The following is a 19896-nucleotide window of genomic DNA, read 5'->3' as shown; positions in this document are numbered from 1 at the left end:
CTGCCCCCAGTGTCCGCCAGAGGTTTGCTGAAGAAAAGCGAATCTTCTTCATCCGAAACGTGCAATAATATTGCATGATCGATCCGCGTCTCCACGTCCTTCGGGTCCTTGCCGAAGTCGACACTCTCACCGAAGCGGCACACCGCCTCGGATACACCCCTTCGGCCGTATCCCACCAGCTCAGAGGCCTGTCGAAAGATCTCGGCGTGCGCATCGTCGAACCGCGCGGTCGCGGACTCGTCCTCACTCGCGCCGGTCAGCTCCTCCTCGAACGCTCGCAGGAGCTCTTCACCAGGTGGGAGGAGATCCGGGGTGAGCTCGACGGCCTCGGCACCGGCCGAGATACGCGTACCAGGCGGCTGCGCCTGTGCGGCTTCTCCACTGCCGCGGCCGCGCTGCTTCCACCGACAGCGCTGACGGTGATGGAGCGATTCCCGGGTGCCGAGGTCACGATCATCGAAGCCGACCCCGAGGAGTGCTTCGACCTTCTCATCTCCGACCATGCCGACGTCGCCGTGGTCGTGGCCACCGACCCGCTGCCGCCGCGCAGCGATCCCCGCTTCGAGCAGTCGGCGCTGTTCAGCGATCGCCTCGATCTGCTGGTTCCCGTCGGACACCGCCTGGCAGAGAAGTCAGCTGTGGCATTGAGCGAGGCCGCCGAGGAGTCCTGGATCCTCGACCGGTCGGGTTCGCCCTATCACCGTCTGGTGCGCACCGCGTGCGCGGCTGCCGGCTTCCAACCGGAACAGGCCCATCAGTCACGGGAGTGGGAGACGGGGGCGTCGTTGGTCTCGGCAGGACTCGGGGTCGCGCTCATTCCCCGCCTGGCACGCCTGCCGGACGGCTTCGATGTGGTGCGTGTGCCGCTGCGCGGTGATCCGGTGCCGTCACGGAAGATCCTCTCAGGCATCCGCCGCGGTTCGGGCGCTCAGCCGATCATCGCCTCGGCGTTGGAGTTCCTCCGGGAGTCTGCTGAAACGGCGGCCCGCCAGGGGGCATGACCATCCAGACCTGCGGTCGCATTCGACGCCGCTTCCGTGCGACGACGGTGGTGAGAACGATCCCGGCGATCAGCACCAGAACGGATACGACAGCCACTACGAATCCGGTGGTGTAGAAGCCGGAGGCGAAATCATCGAAGGCGTCGACGTTGCCACCGCCGCCGAGGAGGAACAGGAACATCGGGATGACGAGGATGCACAGTCCCACCCCGAGGCCGAGGACTCCGGCGATGATGAGGAGAATTCCCGGCACCACGGACGGTTTCTTCGCAGGCACACCTCCCGGCGGGAACCCACCGGGCTGGATCATCTGCGGGTGATACGTCATCCGGGCCTCCTTCGTCTCCCCCGATCCTATCGGGGACTCGAAACCACGCCATAACCTGCGCGTAGAGTTGAAGCACATACTTCGAAAGACGGGCACCACGATGGACGATATGACCGCCGACGATCGGCCCAACCGGGCCGACAGCGAACCTCAGCCTTTCGCACCCGAGGGCACGGCCGCCTCGGCGCGAGGTGGGACGCTCAAACGGACGATCGGCCTGAGCGAACTCGTCTTCTTCGGACTCGTCTTCATCGGTCCCGCGGCCGCAGTCGGCGTATTCGGCACCCTCGATGCCCGCTCGGGCGGGGCCGTGGCACTCGTCTACATCGTCGCGACGATCGTCATGGCCTTCACCGCGGTCAGCTATATGCGCATGTCACGGGAGGTTCCCCGCGCGGGCACGGTGTTCGCCTACGCCTCGGCGGGAATCGGAAAACCGGCCGGTTTCGTCGCCGGCTGGATGATCCTCCTCGACTATCTCTTCATCCCCTCGGTCGCCTATCTGTTCACCGGGATCGCTCTGAACTCGATCTTCCCCGCGCTGCCCGTCTGGGTGTTCGTGGCCGTGGCCGTCATCCTCACCACCGGGCTCAATCTCGCCGGGGTCAAGGTCGCCTCCCGCGTGATCACCGGGGTTGTCCTCGCCGAGGTGGCCGTCCTCGCCCTGGTCCTCGTCCTCGGCATCGCCTACCTCGTGCAGCATGGGCCGACGCGGGGATGGTTGGCCCCGCTGACCGGGGTCGATGCGTTCTCCGTGACTGCGGTGCTCGCTGCCGTGTCCGTGGCTGTCCTGTCGTATCTCGGCTTCGATTCGCTCGCGACATTCTCCGAGGAGGCCAAGGGCGGGCCGCGGATCGTCGGCCGTGCCACGCTGATCTGCCTCGTGCTCGCAGGTGTCTTCTTCGTCGCGCAGACCTGGGTGGGCAGTCTGCTCTCTCCGTTGACTCCGGCGGACCTGCAGGCCGATCCCGCGCTCGAGGGAGCCGCCTACTACGACGCCGTCGACTCGACTCTCGGCCCGTGGCTGCACTGGCTGCTCGCCTTGGCCAAGGCCGTGGGCGCGGCGTTCTCCGCGATGATCGGTCAGGCCGCAGGCTCCCGCATCCTCATGGACATGGGACGATCCCGTCAGGTGCCGAAATTCCTCGCCGAGGTGGCCCCGAAGACCGGTGTTCCGTGGAAGGGAATCCTCGTGGCCGCCGGCGGCAATGTGATCGTGGCCGGGTGGGCGGCGACCCGTGCCGATGGTCTCGACCAGCTGACCTCGATCGTCAACGTCGGGGCGCTGACGGCGTTCATCTTCCTTCAGGCCTCGGTGGTCGGATACTTCCTCGTGAAGAAGCAGGGCAGCGAGACTCCCAACTGGTTCAACCACGGCGTCATTCCGGTCATCGGCGCCGGTCTGCTCATCGCAGTGCTCGTCAGCGCAAACCCGCTGGCCCTGGTCATCGGGGCGGTCTGGCTCGTCATCGGCATTGCGGTGTTCGCGATGAACAACCGGCGGCTCGCCCACGTCTGAGCCGTTCCGGCGGCCCATCATTCAGCCGCCGGTTGCGGGTGTGACCGGACGGACCGGCTCGGGAGTCTCAGTCCTGCAGGCGGGTCGTTCCTTCGTGGCCGCCGGAGGTGTTGAGCTGTTTGGCATAGCAGCTGTCGGGGCCGAGGCCATGCGATGAGCACCAGGACAGAGCATCATCGGGGTCGTCGTAGCCGATGCCGACGACGGTGACCCAGAAGTTGTCCTCTTTGAAGCTGCTGAAATCGCCGGACCAGATGAGTTTCACGCGGGGGAACTCTTCGCGCAGCCCTTCGAATTCTTCGAGGATCGCTTCTTCGTCCCAGGTCTTTCCCTCGGCTTCGAGGCCGACCTTCTTCGAACTCAACTGCGGCACCCATTTGCCGTTGAGTTCGCTCTTCGCAGTCTGTCCGTCGGAGTCAGCAAGCTGTTTGAGTGCCTTCTTCGGGTCGTCGGGAAGAGCCGATTCGGTCTCGGTGGGTTCAGGTGAATTGCTGGCCGCAGCCGAACCGTCATCGCTGGCGGCGTTCGTCGGCTCATCGGTGGAGGCGACATTGGCGGGGTCCTCGGAGTCCTTCGAGAAGAACGTCGCCGCGCCCCATCCGATGCCCCCTGCGAGGACGATGCCGACGATGACGAGGAGCGCGATCAGCCCGCCGCGCTTCTTCTGCGCCGGAGGTCCGGCCTGCTGATACGGTCCCGGACCGTAGCCGTAGGGCTGTTGGTGAGGAAACTGACCGTTGCGATGAGGCGGGCCGCTCTGCGAGTGCGGGGTCTGGATATAGGGACGCTGCGGCTGAGGTGACTGAGAAGGCGGCGGAGGTGTGCCCCAACCATTGCCCGACTGAGGCCCTGACTGCGGGCTCGGCGGGGGTCCCGGCTGCGAGGACCATTGGCTTCCCGACCGGTCGTTGACGTCCCATTCGTTCTCATCCCCGCGCCCGGGAGGGTTCGTACTCATCCGTCACTCCAGATCGATCACGCCGTATTTCAGAAAAAGTCCCAATATAGAACTTCTCTTGCATTAACAGCCTAATATAAGTTGTGAACTACACATGCTTGATCTGCTCAGTTGATTGTTTAGATGTGAATGACATTGCGGAGCTGTCGGGCAACTGCACTTGAGGACTGGGTATGCACGACGAATCCGACGAGACGACACCGACTGCCGCCGAGGATCCGAAGGATCAGACCGCCGAGGACCAGGAGAGTCCCGAAGACGAGGTTCCGGACGCCGCCGAGACCTCGGAAGATCCTGCAGCTCAGGACGATGAGGCGACCGAAGAGACCGCTCGCTGGGCGCCGCCGGAAGACGGCACGCCCACCACCGAGCAGACCGTCGACCCGTACCAACAAGACCCCTGCCAGCAGGTGCCCAATCTGCAGGCGCCCTACCAGCAGGTCCCTCACCAGCAAGGCCCCTACCCGCAGGGCTCGGGTCCCTACCAGTCCGGTCCTGTGCCCTACCCCGCACCACCGGGCTACCCGGCGAATGCCCCGAAGTCGAAATTCGCCTCGGCGCTGGCTAAGGGAGCGACGTGGAAGACGGCCCTGATCCCGCCGGGGATCGCCCTCCTCGGCGGCATCATCGTCTCCATCATCCTCACCGTCATCCTCACGTCGATGTCGGAATTCGACTCGCTGACCGAGGAGACCGGCCTCAACCTCGACAGCCTCAACTACGCCCTGCCGTTCATCCTCATGGCTCTGTCGCTGTTCGGTTCGGCGGCGTTGCGCTTGGACATCAACGCCCCTGACACCTTCAACGCCCAACTGGGCATCTTCACCACCGGCGCACCCCTGGTGGTCACCATCGTCACCGTGGGTCTGCTGTGGTGGATGACGAAATTGAGCGAACGCCGCTCCCCCGCACCCAACCGAGTGTCCACGTGGATCCGCATCGGGGTCGCGACCCTGGCGATGACGCTCGTGCTCTTCCTCCTCCAGGTCATCTTCGCCGCCCGCGCCTCCGCCTTCGAAGAGGAAGGATCGTTCACCTTCACCTTCTCGGCGGTCACCGTCCGATCGTTCTTCCTGCCGATGCTCGTCATCCTCATCACGAGCATCGCCGGTCGTGTCGCCGGACATTTCAAGGGCACCGAGGCGATCGGTGCACCGTTCCTGCGCTGGGCTGTTCCGCCTCTGCTGGTGACCTGGATCCACCTCGCCCTCACCGTGGCCGTGTTCTCGATCGCCGCGCTCTTCGTCCTGCCGCTGTCAGTCGAGATGCCGGGTCAGCTGGTGCCGCTGACGTTCGTCAACATGGGCCTCATCCTCACGTCGCTGACCCACCTCGGCGGAATCAGCGCCACCGCCCAAGGCGACTTGGGCTTGTACTCGGACACCTTCTCCGAGAGCCTCACCATGTTCAGCCGCGAGACTCCCGGGCTGCTGTGGCTGGGCCTGCTCGTCGTCGTGGCCGCCGTGCTGATCGCAACGATCGTCGCCACCGTCACCCGGCGTCCGGCCTGGACCGTGATCGAGCAGGACAAGCAGCAGTGGTCGAGCGCGTGGAAGCTGCCTGTGGCGTTCTGCCTCGTCTGGGGTCTGCTGTCGCTGTTGGCCATCCCCGCGAACCTGTCGATGTCCGGATCCGCCGAGGCGGCCATGTTCTTCGGCGGTTCCGGTGCGGCCCGTGCGGGGATCGGCACCCTGGCCTGGACGTTTCTCATCTTCGCCCTCTGGGGCGGGATCATCGAGGTGCTTTCGCGCACCCTCGGCCCGCGACTCGCCCTCACCTTCCCGGCCGTGGCGCGGATCGCCGCCGGACGGACCGTGCACCCGCACTGGGGACCATACCTGGGCATGAGCGAACCGCAGTTCGCGTTCATCCATCCCGATCTGGCTCGAGCCGCCGCCCCGACGCCACCGCCGGTTGCTCCCGGCCCCGGCGAAGTCGGACCGCACGACCCTGGCGGGTTCGGACCGCAGGGACCTGTCGGCCATCAGGGCCCGCCCGCATCGCCGAATGCGTTCGACTCGCAGGGCCGACCGCCCCATCTCCAGCAGGGTCCGCAGCAGTTCTCTGATCCGGTCGGTCCGCAGCAGCATCCGACCCCGTCCGACCAGCAGCCTTATGCCTACCCGCAGGGTGTCGCCGACCAGCCCGCCTATTCGACGCCGCAGGGCTCAGCCGGGCAGCAGTCAAACTCGGCTCCGCAGGGAATGTATGCCGCGCGGCCGTACGCGGGTCCGGCCAAACCCTTCGACAAGAAGAAGACGACGCTCGTATCGGCCGTCGCCGGAGGTGCCGTCCTCCTCCTCGTGGCGGCACTCATCGTCGTCACGCAGCTCAACGGGCACATGTTCGGTCCCGAGGCGACAGTCGAGAAGTACTTCTCGGAGCTCTCCGACGGTGACGCCGAGGGTGCCCTCGAGGTCGCCGACGTCGACGTTCCGCAGGAGTCACGGACCCTTTTGACCAACGATGTTCTCGGCGGCTCCAAGGCACTGCCCGACGATGTCACCGTCGAGGATGCCGAGATCTCCGGAGACACGGCGACGGTCGCGGTCACCTACGACGTCGGCGGCTCCAAGGGCGACAGCACGCTGACCCTGCACAAAGCCGGAAAGAAGGCGCTGTTCTTCGACGACTGGACGCTCAAGAGCCCCGACCTGCTCACTCTCACTGTCGATACTCCCGGCCTCAAGAAGGTCAAGGTCAACGGAATCGACGTCGACAGCGACGGGTCGGCACTGTCTCTGCCGGCCTTCCCCGGTCTCTACACGATCGACCTGGCCGAGAAGTCCCATCTCATCACCGCAGACGCGGTCGAGGTGCGGGCGTTCCTCGGCGATGACGCGAACATGGAGGGTGAGGACACGCCGCTGCTCGCCGCCCATCCCTCGGACGCGTTCCGCAGCGAGGTCGACAAGCAGGTCAAGACCCTCATCGACAGTTGCGCGAAGAAGACGGTCGCCCAGCCCGACGGGTGCCCGTTCGGATCCTCGCTGGCCGACAGCTATGACGCCACCGGCCTCACCTGGTCGATCTCGTCGTATCCGACGGTGACCGTCGCCGATGACTCCATTGGTGCCGACCAGTATTCGAACCCCGAGGACGCGACCGGTCCGAACGGCGGTCCGGCGTGGCTGATCTCCTCCGACACCTCCGGTGAGGCGCTCGTGACCGGCAGCTACGACTTGTTCGACGAGTCCGAACCCTTCGATGACACCGTGACCTTCGACCTCAACGGCACGGCCGAGATCGTCGACGGCAAGATCGTCATCACCGTCAACGACGACCCCTGGGGCTGGTGACCGAGGCCGCGTGACCCGGCCCAGGGCACGCCGTTCAGTCGACGAAGATCGCCGAGGCGGGGCTGCTGATCCGTTCGACGATTCCCAGTCCTTCGCTAACGTAGGCGGCGCGTTCGTCGCCGGGGACCATCGCCCCGCCGGTGAGCCACACCAAGTGGACGCCGGTCGCGGACCGAGCCGCCGCCTGGCCCATCCGCCATGGAATGGTCAGCCCGGCAGTCGCGGAGGGTTCGGCATCGATGCCTTCGGTCTCATGGAGCACGCCGACTCCCGCGCGGATGACTTCGTCGGGGACCGCGGCGAAGCCTGAGATGAGCGGCCCGATCGTCGGTCCGATGAAGCGTGAGGGGCGGGCGACTGCCAGTCCGTCGGCAGCGGTGGCTCCGGACAGTCCGATGTCCTGGACGGAGATTCCGCTGTGCCGGCCTGTGCGCACGCCGAGGAACATCGCCGGTGCCTGGCTCGGTTCGACGAAGATGCAGCGCACTGCCGTACCAAAGACCCGTTTGAGCCCGAAGGTCACTCCCCCGGGGCCGCCTCCGATTCCGCACGGCAGGTAGACGGTGAGCGGATTCTGTTCGTCGATGGTCACGCCGGCGGCCGCGAACTGGCGCTCCAGCCGAAGGGCAGCCACCGAATATCCGGCGAAGAGGCTCTTCGAGTCCTCGTCGTCGACGAAGTGCGTGTTTTCGGCGGCCTCAGCCGAGGCACGGCCGGCCTCGACGGCTTCGACGAAGTCACCGGCGTGTTCGATGACGTCGACCCCGTGGTCGCGCAGCTTCGTCTTCTTCCATTCCCGGGCGTCGGCGGACATATGCACCGAGGCGGCAAAGCCGAGGCGAGCGCTCAGAATCCCGATCGACAGCCCGAGGTTGCCCGTCGAGCCCACGACGATGCGGTGGTTCGCGGCGATCTCACGAAACTCAAGAGTCGAATAGGTGGCGGGATCAAGAGCGTCGAGTCCGTGATCGGCGGCGACCGCCTCGGCGAATTCGAGCACCTCGTGGAAGCCGCCGCGGGCCTTGATCGACCCGCTCACCGGCAGGGAGTCGTCGCGTTTGAGCCACAGCCGTCCGCCCAGCTCGGATCCGAACAGACCGTCGAGGCGGTGCTGCGCCGCAGGCGCCGGAACGAGAGCCGATTCGATCATTCCGCCGCTGACGTCTGGAAACGCCGATGCGAGCTCGGCCGGAACGGTCGCCGTCTCCGGGAAGGTCTCTGCGAACCAGAGGGCGAAGCGGTCGAACCGGGCCGCCGCGAAATCCATCACGTCGCCGAGGTCGGGCAGGGCCGCCTCGGTGCCCGTGGAGCGGAGCCATGTGGTCGGGGCACCCGATGCGAGGGACCGGATGATCTCGTCGGTGCTGAGTTCGTCAGGCAGGTCGGTCATGCACCGATCGTAGCCCGGCGGGGTGCGGGCCTCAGCTCTTGACGATCTTCTTAGCGGATTCGAGGACGTCGCCGAGTTCGTTCAGCCACTTCGCGTAGCCGTCATAGGTGTAGGCGCGTTTGTCGTCCCAGGTGCCGAGCTGGTCCTCCTTGACTGCGGGCAGGCTCTTGTACACCGGGTTGTCTTCGTAGTCGGTCGAGGCGTCGTGGACGAGGACGACGTCGGCCGGGTAGTCCGACATCTTCTCCCAGGAGACTTCTGCCCAACTGCTCTCTCCCGTGGCATCGGGGCCGACGAGGGTGAGCCCGTCCTCGTTGAGCATCTCGGCGATGCCCAAGGAGTTCGAGGTGTAGTTGATCTCCGCGGTGAAGTTCGCCAGCAGCACTGTCAGCTGGTCCTGCTTCTTCGCCACGCTGCGGATGCGTGCCCGAGCGTCGTCGAAGGCCTTCCGCTTGTCCGCGATGGCGCCGGTGTCCGTGTCCTTGCCCAGCGCCTCGGCGATGGCCGCGTACTGAGCGAACATCGCGTCGGGACCCTGCCCGCCGAGTTTGACCGGGACGAACGGCACGAGCTCGCTGACCTGGCCTTTCACCTTCTCGTCCCACCAGGTCCACCCGTCGCCGGCCTCATTGCCGTAGGCGACGAGGATGTCCGGCTCGGCAACCGCGAGGGCCTCGATATCGAATTCCATATCGGTGCCGACGACCTCGACTCCTTCCGAGTCGAACGACTTGCCCGGGGACTCGTTCTGTCCGAACCCGAAGACCGCGACCGGCGTGATTCCGTACTGCGCGAGTCCGGCTGCCGAATAGAAGTCCGCGGCGATGCGCTTCGCCGGACGGTCGAGTTCGATCGTCAGCCCGTCATAGCCTTCGGGCGAATACGTGAAGTTCGGGACGCTGCCCGCAGTGCCGGTAGCGCCGTCACCCGCATCGCCATCGGCTTCGCCGCGGCAGCCGACGAGGGCGAACGGGGCGAGAACGGACAGGGCAAGGAGCTGACGACGACGCATCAAGAGCCTTTCGGTGGGCGTCCCCGCAGGGACGGAACTGGTGCGCCTGTAGTGACGCCGGGACCACCGTAGCACTATTTGGAAAGGCTAGCCTTACTAAATTAGAGTAGAGTAGCGTTGCGGATGTTGACATATCCACGACAGCTGCACACACGAAAACAACGCGTCCCCGCGGGGACGCCCTCACGGCCACATGGTCCTGGGGATGCGAAGGAGAATCAGTGTCACGAGCCCCCATCGGTGCCTTCGAAGCAGAGGTCCTCGCCGTCGAAGACCTCAGCCCGTCCTTCCGTCGGGTGACTTTCGGGGGTGCGGGACTCGAGGAATTCGGCCCGAACACCCACCCTCGTGATCTGCGGATCAAACTCGTCATCCCTCCTCAGCGTGCCGCCTCGCCGCAGTTCGATCTGCCGGCATTCCTCACCGAGCAGGAAGCCGCTGGAGTGTCCTGGTACCAGGCCTGGCTGCAGGTCAGCCCCGAGGAGCGCGGCGCGATGCGCACCTACACCGTGCGCGAATGGGACGATGCCAAGCGCAGACTCGTCATCGACATGGTCCTCCACACCGATGAGCACGGCCACTCGGGCCCGGCAGCCGAGTGGGCCGAGGCCGCCGAGGTGGGGCACCGCCTCCATATCATCGGGCCCTCCCGCGCCTCGGAGACTCCGTGCGCCGGGATCGAGTTCGCCCCCGGGGATGCCCACCAGATCCTGCTCGCCGGCGACGAGACCGCCGTGCCCGCCATCGCCTCGATCCTCGATTCACTCAAGGACAGCCAGGCACAGGGCAAGGCCGTTCTCGAGGTCCCGAGCGCCGAGGACATCATCGATATCACCGCTCCCACCGGCTTCGAGATCGAATGGCTGCCACGCGGGGAGGCCGATTTCGGTCAGCTGCTCGAACCTGCCGTCCGCGAGGCAGTTCGGTCAGAAACCCGGATCCCCGTCGGGGCCGGAGCGGCGGGGGCGGCCGGCGGGCCGGATGGTCAGGTCCGGGAACTCGACGATGTCAACATCGACGAAGAGATCCTCTGGGACGTTCCCGCGGCCCTCACCGAGGCGGCTCAGGGCAGTTCGAGTGCGACGGACAAGGACGACCGCCCCTTCTATGCGTGGATCGCCGGAGAGGCCGGACCGGTCAAGCGACTGCGCCGCTACCTTGTGCAGGAAGTCGGGGTCGACCGCAAGCAGATCGCGTTCATGGGCTACTGGCGTCAGGGCAAGGCCGAGGGCTGAGCCCTCAGACCCAGCTCGACCGAGCCTTCAGACTCTGCCTGACTGAACTCTCAGACCTTGCCGGGCTGAGCCGGCGACGGTCGCAGAGCTCCGATGATCTGCGGCCCGATCGCGGCAGCCGCTCCGGCCAGGCACAGCACGCCACCGACCGCGGCCAGCGGAGGCGGGACCTCTCCGAGAACGATCCAGGCCATCACGACGACGATGGCGGGGACGAGGAGACTCGAAGAGCTGAGCAGACCTGCCGGCAGATGCTTGAGCGCATATCCCCAGAGGTTGAAGGCGATAGCGGTCGGTACGACTCCCAGGTAGATGATCTGCAGCGTCATCTCGATGGGTGCCGTGGCCACCTCGTCGATGAGGCCGGGGGCGAAGACGAGACTGACGAGTGCGCCGATGAGGATTCCCATCCAGGTCACGGTCACCGAGTCCTCTCCGGACAGGAAGTGCTTCTGCAGCAGCACGCAGGCGGCGTAGAGCACTGCGGCGACGAGACTGAGGACGAGACCGCCGACGGTGAAGAAGCCGGTGAAGCTGGCTGCCGTGATCAGCCCGATTCCGAGCAGAGAGACGATGATGCCGATGAGCAGGCGCTTCGGCAGCCCTTCTCCGAAGACGAGGCCGGCGAAGACGGCGATGATCAGCGGTGCGATATTGACGATCATCGAGGCGGTTCCGGCATCGATCGACCGTTCCGCAGCGTTGAGGACGACGACGTAGGCAGAGAACCAGGCGACTCCCCACAGGACGAGAATCAGCCAGACGACCATGCCGGAGGGGAATCGGGGGCGGCGGAAGAGCATCCACGCGGAGAGCACCACAGCCGCGGACGCGCCGCGCAGCAGCGCCATCGGACCAGGTGAGAAGAATTCGCCGGCATCGCGGATGACGACGAATGATGACGCCCAGAACGTCATGGTGAGCAGGGCAGCGATCCAGGGCAGGACGCGGGGCGCTGTCATCTGGTGAGGATTTGGACTCGCGACTCGAGGACTGAGGGCTGATCTGTTCATAGGAACGATTATTCGTCGCATGATCGTGAAAGAAAAGCGCACACTATTGCACAACTGTCCGTGATGTGCGTACGGTTCAACTGTGTACAACGTTGCCCACCTGAAGTCGTTCAAATCGGTCGCACTCACCGGGTCCGTCCGGTCCGCCGCACAACATCTCAGTCTCTCACCGTCTGCGGTCAGCCATCACCTCAAGATTCTCGAACAGGAGACCGGTCTGACTCTGTTTCAGCGACAGGGACGCGGCCTGTGCCTGACCGACACCGGTTCGGCGATCATGTCCGACGTCGACTCCGTGCTCGAGAGCTCGGGGCGATTGGGCCAACGCATCTCGGACCTGCATGAGAATCGGATCGGACGCCTGTCGATCGGGTACTTCGGCACGGCCGGCACCCAGTGGATGCCCGAACTCGTCTCCTACCTCGAGAACCGCCATCCCGATGTCGCCGTGCAGCTCAACCTGGCAGAGGGCCCCTGGAACGAATTCCACTCCGATGTCCAGGTCGTGATCGCAGATTCCGAGGATCCCGTGTTCCCATCGCAGGTGGAGAGCCACTTCCTCACCGAGGATCCGTATGTGGTCGCAGTGCCCGACGATCACCCCCTGGCTTCGCGTCCGGAGGTCAGCCTCGACGAGCTGGAGAATCATCCTTGGATCGACAACGACACCGGCGACGGTCCGTGTCGGACGATCCTCTTCGACGCCTGCGCACGTGCAGGGGTGGCGGTGCACTTCAAGCACGAGGCTCACAGCTTCGCCACTGCCCTGCACATGGTCAGTCGGGGTTTGGGTCTGACGATCCTCCCGCGGCTCGGTGTCGAACCCCTGCCTCCCGGGGTGGCCATCATCCGGCTGGCGGCGCCCGAACCGATCCGCTTCATCCACGCGATCAGCGATCCGGGCCACCCGCAGCAGGAACTCATCGAGGATGCGGTCACAGCCCTGCGCGAGCTCGCCACCGGCTGACGATGGAAAGACCGCCGGCCTCCTGCCACGAGGGTGCGCCTCGGCAGCTCATGGGCCCTCTGCTGGCGGTCCGACTGCGCTCAGATCTCGGCGAGCATCTTCCCTGGGTTGAGGATGCCCAGCGGGTCGAGCGCGTTCTTCACGGCCAGCTGGATCCGTCGTGATCCTTCGTCGAGTTCGTTCGGCAGCCAAGCGCGCTTGAGGAACCCGACCCCGTGTTCGCCGGTGATCGTGCCGCCGAGTTCGAGGCCGACGCGCATGATCTCAGCGAACACCCCTTCGGCCTTCGCCGTCTCGGCCGCATCGCCGGAGTCGAAGAACACCGATGGGTGCATATTTCCGTCGCCGGCGTGCGCGACGAGGGCGATCTCGAGTCCGGATGATGACCGCAGCTCGGCCAGACGGTCACAGAATTCGGGCACGGCGGTGCGCGGCAGGCATACATCGTCGAGCAGCTGACCGCCGCCGTGAGCGTTGGCGAATTTCTCGTAGGCCGGCTGGATCATCCGCCGGGCGGTGATGAGAGCCGCGGAATCGCTCGGGTCGTCGGAGTACGCGACGTCGAGGGCACCGCAGCGCTGGGCCACCTCGGTGAAGGTCGACATCGCGGCCTCCGCATCGGTCGGGTTGTCGTCGACCTGCATGATGAGCATCGACCCGGCATCGCCGTCGAGGCCGAAGTCGCCGTAGTCGTTGAGCATGCGCAGGCTGGCCCCGTCGAGGAATTCGAACAGGCTCGGCACCCCGCCGCCGGCCATGAAGTCGGCGACGGTCTGCAGTCCGCTGCGCTCATCCGGGAAGGTCGCGATCGCGGTGAACGGCTCGGGCAGGGCGGGCACGAGGCGCAGCGTCGCTTCGACGACGATGCCCAGGGTGCCTTCGGAGCCGATGAAGAGATGGCGCATATCGAGTCCGGCCACGCCCTTAGCCGTCTGCGGGCCGAGCGTGGTGATGGTCCCGTCGGCGAGTACGACTTTGAGTGAGCGCACGTAGTCCCTGGTCACACCGTATTTCACGCAGCAGAGTCCGCCGGCGTTCGTTGCGATGTTCCCACCGATCGATGACAGTGCCACCGATCCGGGGTCCGGCGGGTAGGACAGTCCGAACGGGGCGAGGTGGTCCTTGAGGTCCTGGTTGATGATGCCCGGTTGGACGGTGACGAGACGTTCTGCCTCGTTGACGGCCACGACGTCCTTCATCTTCGACACGTTGAGCAGGATCGCTCCCGGTGAGGCGTTCGCGCCTCCCGAGATCCCGGATCTCGCCCCCTGCGGGACGACCGGCACCCGATGTGCGCTGGCGAAGGCCATGACCTCTTGGACGTCTTCCGCCGAGGCGGCCCTGACCAGGGCGATCGCCCCCTCGCGCGGGCAGAACAGGGCCTCATCGCTCGAGTGGGCGTCGATGACATCCGGGTCAGTCGTCAGCGCACCCGGACTCAGCTTCGCTGTGAGGTCGTCGAGCGCCACCGGGTCGAGGGCGGGGAAGTCGGGTGCGGTGGACGTCGGGGTCGTCAATTCTGTTCCTCGGATCGGTGGGTCGAAGGCGGACGGCGGGCCGTCACTTCAGCGTCACGTCCAGGTTATCGGGAGCGGGTGCGGCCCGGAGGATGAGGGTGACGATGCCGGCGGCGACCATGGCCGCGCCGACGACCCACATGCCGGCATTCTGGGTTCCGGTGAGATCGGCCAGCCAACCGGTGATGTAGGGGGCGAAGAAGCCCGCGGAGTTGCCGAGCGAGTTGATGAGCGCGAGTCCCGCGGCGGCACCGGCACCGGCGAGGAAGGTCTGCGGCAGCGGCCAGAAGGTCGGCAGGGCGGCGCAGATCGCCATGCAGGTGATCGTCACGGCGATCATCGTGGTGAACGGTGAGGACAGGTAGAGGGCGATGGGGATCGCCACACCGCCGATGAACAGCGGGATGGCCACGTGCCACACACGCTCACCCGTGCGATCGCCGTGCCGGGACCAGAAGTACATGGCCAGGGCACCGAAGACATAGGGGATGGCCGTGATGAGGCCGATCTCGACGATCGAGTACTCGACGCCGAAAGACTCCTGGAAGCCGGCGATGATCGTCGGGAGGAAGAAGCTCATGGCGTAGAGGCCGTAGACCATGCCGAAGTAGACGAATGACAGGGCCCAGACGCGGGGCTGGAGCAGCGACCGGCGGACCGGGTAGTGGAAGGTCTCTTCCTTGCTCTTCTCCTCGGCGTCCATCGTCGACTGCAGCCAGTTGCGCTCTTCGGCGCTCAGCCACTTCGCGTCCCGCGGGCGGTCGGTGAGGTAGAAGATGCACATGATGCCCAGGAGAACGGCGGGCACGCCTTCGATGATGAACATGAAGCGCCAGCCGGCGAAGTTCTCGAAGATCGAGTTGCCGCTGGAGATCAGCCACGACGACAGGGGCGAACCCACGACGCTGGAGAGCGGGATGGCGAGCATGAACAGAGCCGTGGCCCGCGCGCGCATCGAGGTCGGGAACCAGTACGTGAGGTAGAGAATGATGCCCGGGAAGAATCCCGCCTCGGCGACTCCGAGAAGGAACCGCAGCACGTAGAGCCAGCCGTGGTTGGGCACGAATGCCATGGCCGCGGCGACGATGCCCCAGCTGATGAGGATGCGGGCGAGCCAGATGCGGGCGCCGAACTTGTGCAGAGCGAGGTTCGAGGGCACTTCGAGGATGAGGTAGCCGAAGAAGAAGATGCCTGCGGCGAACCCGAACTGGGTCGCGTTCATCGCGAGGTCTTCGTTCATTCCGCCCGGTCCGGCGATGCCGATGTTCGTCCGATCGAGGTAGTTGATGAAGTACATCGCGATGACGAACGGGATGAGACGGATGAGGACCTTGCGCAGGGTCCTCTTCTCCAGTGCCGAATCGGCGGGGGTCTGTCCGCTGGTCGGCGGGCTCACCTCGGATGACATGGGATCTCCTTCGATCAAGTCGGGCCACGGTGGTGGCGCAATGGCAGCGCTATGGTGGCGCGGGGATGCGCCGCGAACATGGTCGTCGGCGCATGATGGCAACACATTACGACAGCGCCGGCGGCTGACCTAGCGTTCGCAGCAAAAGTACCGAATACCGGGACGGGGACTTCAATCGGCTCGTTCAAGCCGGCGCCCGGATGTCGAACCGTGCTCGACTCGACATCCGCGTTCCGCCTTGAACGACGTTTCGGTTGCCCGCTCGCCGTCGGGCAACTGTTCAGTACGATGAAGTCACTGAGGCGCGGATACCATTGCGAGGAGGGCGACATGCAGCCGATGACGGAACTCGAAGCCGAGACTCTGCGCGACTACTACGGCAAGTTCGCCCGCCTCGAAGCGGCCGACACCTCCCCGATCTACGCCGCATGGGCCGAGGGAGTGGCCGCGGATGACGAGATCCTCTCGCGCCTGCTCGAACTGCCCCGACCGAAGCGCCAAGCCAATCTGCTCTTCGGCGCAGCCCGCCACCTCGGCGCCGGCGAAGGCTCCTATGCTGACCTGCGTGCATGGCTGCTTGATCACTGGGCGAAGGTCCGCGAGCTCATGCTCGCCCGGTCGACCCAGACGAATGAGGCGGGTCGCTGCGCGACGCTCCTTCCAGCACTCGCACGGGTTCCAGGACCGCTTGCACTCATCGAAGTCGGCGCCTCAGCGGGGCTCTGCCTCTACCCTGACCGGTACAGCTACAGGTTCACCGTCACCGAGGCGGCCGGGTCGTCCGGTTCAGATTCCGCGAAGTCGACGACTCTCGACCCCGCGGACGGTCCGAGCCCGGCCGTGCTCGAATGCGAACTGACGAACACTGCCGTGCCGAACCGTCTCCCCGAGGTCGCGTGGCGGGCCGGAATCGATCTCAATCCTCTCGATATCACCGATGCTGACCAGCGGGAATGGCTGACTTCGCTGATCTGGCCGGAGCATGAGTCGAGACGGGAGCGCCTCCTCGCCGCTGCCTCGGTCGCGGCCGCCGATCCCCCGCACCTCGTCCGCGGCGACCTGCTCGACACCGTCGAAACCCTACTTGCCGAGGTGCCAGCCGGGACCCAACCGATCGTCTTCCACAGTGCGGTGCTGGCCTATGTCGACGCCGAGGCGCGTGCCCGCTTCGCTTCGCTCATGCAATCGCGCGACGACGTCGTGTGGATCAGCAATGAGGGCGCCGGCGTTCTGCCTGACACTCGCGCTCAGCTCGAGACACTCGGGATCGAGCCCGATGGGCGATTCGTGCTCAGCGTCGACGGCCAAGCTGTCGCTCTGACCGGACCGCACGGGCAGAGCTATGTCGGCATCGCGGTGATCCCCTGATGCGCCGACCCGCTCGGAATCGGGGCCGTGCTCAAGCAGTCGACGCCCCCAGGAGGCTCGTTCAAGGCAGAGCGCAGACGTCGACCCGTGCGCCTTTCGAGGACTGAGTTGCGCCTTGATCGAGGCTGGGTCGAAGAGCGAAGCCTTGAACGAAGCGTCGACAGCGAGGCAGCGAACAGCGGCGGACAGTGCCCACCGAGGGAGACGTCTAAGAGCTTGCTGGCGTCCACCCGAGCTTCGGGCCGATCTCAGTGGCAAGTTGGTGGAGGATGTGCTTCCAGTCATCGAGTTCGAACTCGAACGGAAGTTCGAAGAGATAGTCATCCGAAGCCTGGAAAGCCGGGTTGGACAGCAGGTAGTCGACGATCTCCTCGGTCGAGCCGAGCAGGTCCGGTGCGATGATCGTGTTCTTCCCGTGGACCTGCTTCGTCCGCGGAGTCCGCTCCTCTGCGTACTTCCGGTACTTGGCCGCCTGTACCGGACTCGCGCTATCGGTTGGAACGATCACGCGTGCCAGGCTCACTCGTCCATTCTCAACAGAGAGCGATTCGCGGTAAGTCTCGATCTGGTTGACCTGGTTGAGAGAGAAGTCCTCGATCCCGTCCTCTGCCGAGGTGATGTTGCTCATCAGCCAGTTCAATCCAGCCTCGCCCGACCAGGTGGCCGAGCGCAGCGATCCCCCTCCGTACCAGAGGCGATCGCTCAGTCCGGGCGCATGCGGTTCCACCCGTTCGGAATCGATGTCCCCGCCGAAGCCTTTGTACTCGGGCTTCTCCCGTACCGAGCCTCCCGCGAGGAGATCACGCAGACGCTCGATGCGCGCGTAGCTGTAGTCTTCGCCGCGCCATCCCTCACCATGGACGATGTCATTGACCTCCTCGGCGAATGCGGGCGGATGCACGCTCAATCCAGCCAGAACCCGGCCTCCGGAGAGGACGTCGGCAACGGCGAGATCCTCGGCCAGTCGAAACGGATTCTCATGACCGACGGGAATCACCGCACTGCCCAGCCCGATCCGCTGCGTGTGCTGGGCTAAAGCAGCGAAGTACACTGCCGGCGACGGCAGACCGGACTGCATGTGCCGAGTTCGGACCCATCCGCTGTCGAGCCCGAGCTCCTCGGCGAAGCGGAACAGTTCGATACCCTCGGCCAGGCCGCGACCAGGATCATCGCGATCGAAGGGAACGAGGTGGATGAACCCGAGATGGCCGACTCGGTCATTTGTCGACGTGCTCACGGTGCCTCTCTTCTGATGCCTTGAAGGCATCGTCCGACGATGGTTGAATGCTTGACTTCTATCAGCTCCGCCTGAGAACTCTAGCCAGGCTCGTCACACTCGGCCCTCGAGGTGATCGCGGGGCGTCGTTCAAGCCGCAGCGCGGATGTCGAACTGTGCACCTTTCGACAAGTGCTCGCCGCCTTGAACGACGGAGCTTGGTTTCGAAAAGCGAGGGCCGCTATGAACGATGCGGCCGTGGTCGCCCGATGACTCCCAGATCGCGAAATCACGCCCAACCGACGACGAGGCGGGCCGCCTCGGCGGGGATCGTCGGATCGACCCCGGTGAGTTCGGCGAAGCGGCGCAGACGATTGGCCACGGTATTGCGATGGCAGAACAGCTGCGCGGCAGACGCACCGATGCTCCCCGAAGCGAGATAGACCTGCACCGCCTCGATGAGGCGCTCTCGCTCGACCGGGCCGCAGGCGGACAGCGCGGACTCCACATCGGCGAGGATCGGATTACCGGCGGCGTTGAGCGACCGTGCGGCCAACCGCGCCCATCCACTGCGCCATGTCATCGCAGACGTCTCATCAGCGGCGATGACATCGGCGAGATCTCGCGCGGTCAGCGCCGACCGCCGCAGGGTGCCGATCCCGTCGGCGCGGACATACCCCACCCTGGCCTCGGCGATCTTGCCGGAGAGCCCCGCCGAAGTGTGGCCGACTCCGCCCCCGACCGGACTGGAAGCATGGCCCGCACCGCCCGGAATCTGCGTGAACGCAATGAGAACCTCGCCGAGGTGGTGCGTGAACATGGTCCCGCCCGCGCGGGCATGATCGGAGATGATCACCCGCAGCGCCCGGACGTCGTCCCCGGTGGCGGCGATGACGAGCAGCGGAGAGTCCACATCGAGACCGAGCCCAGTCGCGATTCTCGACAGGCGCTCCGCGGTGGGATCGGGATCGTCGAAGAGGCTTGCGATGAGGCCCGCGTGCACCGAATCCTCTTCCGCGCGCATCCGGGTGCGCTCGGCGGTATAGGCCTGTTGGACCTGAGAAACGTATTCGTCGACGGTGGATAAGACGATGCCGGTGTGCCGGATGACGAGTTCGGCGTCCTCCTGGTTCGCCACACGGGTGAGCACCTCCCAGAGCACATTGAAGTCGTGGCGGATCGCGGTCATCAGCGCCTCGAGCGGAATTCCTGCCCGTGCCCGGGAGACCCCGACCTCCGTCGACACTGCCACGGGGCCGTCGAATCCGCCGGCGCGCAGTCCCTCGATGAGGGTGGAGAAGGAGAGCCGACCGGTCCGCCGCAGCTCCGAGACCGGAATCGGTGCGGGATCGTAGCCGGAGACCGTGACGACACGGATCATGAACCGTTCGGTCAGCTCGTCGAGATCGAGAGCGTCGAGGAGCTCGAGCCACCGGCGTTCGTCTCCGGGCTCCGGACGGTCCCGAAGCTGTCGTGTGCCCGCAATTCCAACCTGTTCATCCATCACACACTCCAGAATATGTGCATCTGCACAAGCACTGCCCACTTTTCGGCGACAAATGTGCCTGGATCAGGACATGTGGCACTCTGTAAGGTCGATACCTGCCGGTCGATCGCAACGATCGACCGATGCACCACCCGCACCCGGACTCGACCGACCAGGCC

At 65.5% G+C, this 19896-nt stretch carries 15 protein-coding genes; 6 read left to right on the top strand and 9 right to left on the bottom strand.

From position 1 onward, the window contains the following. Positions 1 to 74: 74 nt before the first annotated feature. Positions 75 to 1001 (top strand): LysR family transcriptional regulator, encoded by a 927-nt coding sequence (locus tag ACU4IU_RS09655; protein WP_446656582.1) that lies wholly within the window; start codon positions 75 to 77, stop codon positions 999 to 1001. Here the strand turns inward: ACU4IU_RS09655 and ACU4IU_RS09650 are convergent. Then, positions 937 to 1329 (bottom strand): hypothetical protein, encoded by a 393-nt coding sequence (locus ACU4IU_RS09650; RefSeq protein ID WP_446656581.1) that lies wholly within the window; start codon positions 1327 to 1329, stop codon positions 937 to 939. The genes ACU4IU_RS09655 and ACU4IU_RS09650 overlap by 65 nt on opposite strands. A 100-nt stretch (positions 1330 to 1429) precedes the next feature. Here ACU4IU_RS09650 and ACU4IU_RS09645 point away from each other — a divergent pair, with 100 nt between their 5' ends. Further along, positions 1430 to 2848 carry an APC family permease gene (locus ACU4IU_RS09645; protein ID WP_446656580.1) on the top strand — a complete coding sequence of 473 codons (1419 nt, stop codon included), beginning with the start codon at positions 1430 to 1432 and terminating at the stop codon, positions 2846 to 2848. A gap of 67 nt (positions 2849 to 2915) precedes the next feature. Here ACU4IU_RS09645 and ACU4IU_RS09640 read toward each other — a convergent pair whose 3' ends face one another. Continuing rightward, positions 2916 to 3806 carry a hypothetical protein gene (locus ACU4IU_RS09640; RefSeq protein ID WP_446656579.1) on the bottom strand — a complete coding sequence of 297 codons (891 nt, stop codon included), beginning with the start codon at positions 3804 to 3806 and terminating at the stop codon, positions 2916 to 2918. Positions 3807 to 3979: 173 nt separating this feature from the next. Here ACU4IU_RS09640 and ACU4IU_RS09635 point away from each other — a divergent pair, with 173 nt between their 5' ends. Then, complete coding sequence (locus ACU4IU_RS09635) at positions 3980 to 7105, top strand: hypothetical protein (protein ID WP_446656578.1); 3126 nt, start codon at positions 3980 to 3982, stop codon at positions 7103 to 7105. A 34-nt stretch (positions 7106 to 7139) separates the two neighbouring features. Here ACU4IU_RS09635 and ACU4IU_RS09630 read toward each other — a convergent pair whose 3' ends face one another. Continuing rightward, entirely contained in the window at positions 7140 to 8495 is a 1356-nt protein-coding gene (locus ACU4IU_RS09630; protein ID WP_446656577.1) for a D-serine ammonia-lyase, read from the bottom strand. 31 nt (positions 8496 to 8526) lie between these two features. Continuing rightward, on the bottom strand, positions 8527 to 9507 hold the full coding sequence (locus ACU4IU_RS09625; protein WP_446656576.1) for an ABC transporter substrate-binding protein: 981 nt from the start codon (positions 9505 to 9507) through the stop codon (positions 8527 to 8529). Between the two features lie 221 nt (positions 9508 to 9728). Here ACU4IU_RS09625 and ACU4IU_RS09620 point away from each other — a divergent pair, with 221 nt between their 5' ends. Beyond that, entirely contained in the window at positions 9729 to 10742 is a 1014-nt protein-coding gene (locus ACU4IU_RS09620) for a siderophore-interacting protein (RefSeq protein ID WP_446656575.1), read from the top strand. Between the two features lie 50 nt (positions 10743 to 10792). On the opposite strand, the gene ACU4IU_RS09615 is transcribed toward ACU4IU_RS09620, so the two are convergent. Then, a complete protein-coding gene (locus ACU4IU_RS09615) occupies positions 10793 to 11704 on the bottom strand; it encodes a DMT family transporter (RefSeq protein ID WP_446656574.1) in 912 nt (303 codons plus the stop codon). A gap of 133 nt (positions 11705 to 11837) precedes the next feature. Here ACU4IU_RS09615 and ACU4IU_RS09610 point away from each other — a divergent pair, with 133 nt between their 5' ends. Continuing rightward, positions 11838 to 12722: a LysR family transcriptional regulator gene (locus ACU4IU_RS09610; RefSeq protein WP_446656573.1), complete on the top strand. Its 885-nt coding sequence runs from the start codon at positions 11838 to 11840 to the stop codon at positions 12720 to 12722. A gap of 80 nt (positions 12723 to 12802) precedes the next feature. Here ACU4IU_RS09610 and ACU4IU_RS09605 read toward each other — a convergent pair whose 3' ends face one another. Beyond that, on the bottom strand, positions 12803 to 14239 hold the full coding sequence (locus ACU4IU_RS09605) for an FAD-binding oxidoreductase (protein ID WP_420095479.1): 1437 nt from the start codon (positions 14237 to 14239) through the stop codon (positions 12803 to 12805). A gap of 43 nt (positions 14240 to 14282) precedes the next feature. Continuing rightward, positions 14283 to 15647, bottom strand: a complete 1365-nt coding sequence (locus ACU4IU_RS09600) for an MFS transporter (RefSeq protein ID WP_446656572.1) — start codon at positions 15645 to 15647, stop codon at positions 14283 to 14285. Between the two features lie 330 nt (positions 15648 to 15977). Here ACU4IU_RS09600 and ACU4IU_RS09595 point away from each other — a divergent pair, with 330 nt between their 5' ends. Then, positions 15978 to 17015: a DUF2332 domain-containing protein gene (locus ACU4IU_RS09595; RefSeq protein WP_446656571.1), complete on the top strand. Its 1038-nt coding sequence runs from the start codon at positions 15978 to 15980 to the stop codon at positions 17013 to 17015. Between the two features lie 208 nt (positions 17016 to 17223). On the opposite strand, the gene ACU4IU_RS09590 is transcribed toward ACU4IU_RS09595, so the two are convergent. Further along, on the bottom strand, positions 17224 to 18252 hold the full coding sequence (locus ACU4IU_RS09590; protein ID WP_181271861.1) for an LLM class flavin-dependent oxidoreductase: 1029 nt from the start codon (positions 18250 to 18252) through the stop codon (positions 17224 to 17226). Between the two features lie 268 nt (positions 18253 to 18520). Further along, positions 18521 to 19735: a PucR family transcriptional regulator gene (locus tag ACU4IU_RS09585; RefSeq protein WP_446656570.1), complete on the bottom strand. Its 1215-nt coding sequence runs from the start codon at positions 19733 to 19735 to the stop codon at positions 18521 to 18523. Positions 19736 to 19896 lie beyond the last annotated feature (161 nt).

This window comes from Brevibacterium sp. CSND-B09 (genome assembly GCF_052906525.1).
The sequence above is the reverse complement of the archived record's forward strand: the minus strand, read 5'-3'. Positions and strand labels throughout refer to the sequence as shown.